2 protein-coding genes are annotated in these 1,561 nt (G+C 29.3%); one reads left to right on the forward strand and one right to left on the reverse strand.

All coding sequences use genetic code 11. From position 1 onward, the window contains the following. Positions 1-308 precede the first annotated feature (308 nt). A complete protein-coding gene (locus I4U58_RS13750; RefSeq protein ID WP_195931899.1) occupies positions 309-569 on the forward strand; it encodes a stage V sporulation protein S in 261 nt (86 codons plus the stop codon). A 67-nt stretch (positions 570-636) separates the two neighbouring features. On the opposite strand, the gene I4U58_RS13755 is transcribed toward I4U58_RS13750, so the two are convergent. Beyond that, positions 637-1,434, reverse strand: coding sequence for an SDR family oxidoreductase (locus I4U58_RS13755; RefSeq protein ID WP_195931900.1), 798 nt, complete (start codon positions 1,432-1,434; stop codon positions 637-639). Positions 1,435-1,561: the final 127 nt, after the last annotated feature.

Genomic DNA, 1,561 nt, shown 5'->3' on the forward strand with positions numbered 1-1,561 from the left:
ACCTTAATTTTTTAATATTTATAAGTATAATTTGAAACAATGTATTTGTTTTTAAAATCAATATAAAGTCCTTTCGACATAAAACACACTAAAATTTTATTAATTTCAATAAAATATAGCATTAGATTTATTTTTTTAGTCAAAATGCAATTTAATTGTAAAAACACAAAATAAATTAAATATATTTGTTGTTTTTATTTTGATTTATTTTAAAAGGATTTTAATAAATCTTATAGAAATATATAATAAATCGAATATTTAGATTTAGTACTTAAAAAATAATTAAAAATTTGGAGGGGGACATGAGAGTGGAAGTATTAAAAGTTTCATCAAAATCTAATCCTAATTCTGTAGCTGGGGCTTTAGCAGGAGTACTAAGAGAAAGAGGTAATGCTGAGATACAAGCAATAGGAGCAGGAGCTTTAAATCAAGCTATAAAAGCCATAGCAATTGCAAGAGGTTTTGTTGCACCTAGTGGTATGGATCTTGTATGTGTACCAGCATTTACTGATATAGACATAGATGGAGATCAAAAGACTGCTATAAAATTGATTATAGAACCTAGATAATGGTTTTATAAAAAATTGTGGGATTAAAAATAAATAAGAAAGCAGCTCAAGTAAATGAGCTGCTTTTTTATTCTTGCATCTTTCTTCCCACATAGTCGGCGTATTGTGGAGTTCCAAGGTGGTATCCACCAGAAACCTCAAGTATTGAACCTGTTATGTATGAAGAGTTTTCGCTAGCGAAGAAGAATACAGCATTTGCGATATCTTCTGGAGTTCCCATTCTATTTAGTGGAACATGTGATAAAAATGATTTTTGGAATTGTTCATCCATCGAGCGACTTACAGCATCTGTAGCTGTCATACCTGGAAGAACAGCATTACATCTTATATTGTATTTTGCATATTCCATAGCTATTTGTTGAGTTATGTTGTTTACTGCTGATTTTGATACTCCATATCCAATTCTAGATATATCTGGCACAGTACCGCTTATAGAAGATATATTTACTATACTGCCGCCTCTGTTGTTTTCAATCATATAAGGTATAACTAATTTAGATATTCTAAATACGCTACCTACATTTAATTCTAATAATCTGAAGAATGATTCTTCATCCGTATTTATTAAATCATGGTCCTTTTCTGGATTACCAGTACCATAATTATTTACTAATATGTCGATTTTACCTTCTTTTTGTATAACTTCATCAACCATTGCTTTGTAGCTATCTACATTAAATGCATCAAAAAATACAGGTTTCATATTTAAATCAGCATAATTATCGCATATCTCTTGAGTTGCGTCTAATCTTCTTACTCCCATATAGACTGTTGCACCTTCTCGTGCTAATTTTAGCGCGCATGCAAGACCTATCCCTCTAGTTGCAGATGTTACTATGGCAACTTTATTATTTAAAGCTTTCATGTCAAACCTCCTGAAGTCCGTTTTATATTATATTATTAGATATACTATGTTATTAATAAGTTTATCTATATTTTTTCAATAATATCTATTTTACCCAATTTTATATGTTTTTAAATAATAATTAATA

Origin of the sequence: Clostridium sp. 1001270J_160509_D11 (genome assembly GCF_015667935.1) — a bacterium.
Taxonomy (GTDB): Bacteria; Bacillota; Clostridia; order Peptostreptococcales; family Peptostreptococcaceae; genus Intestinibacter.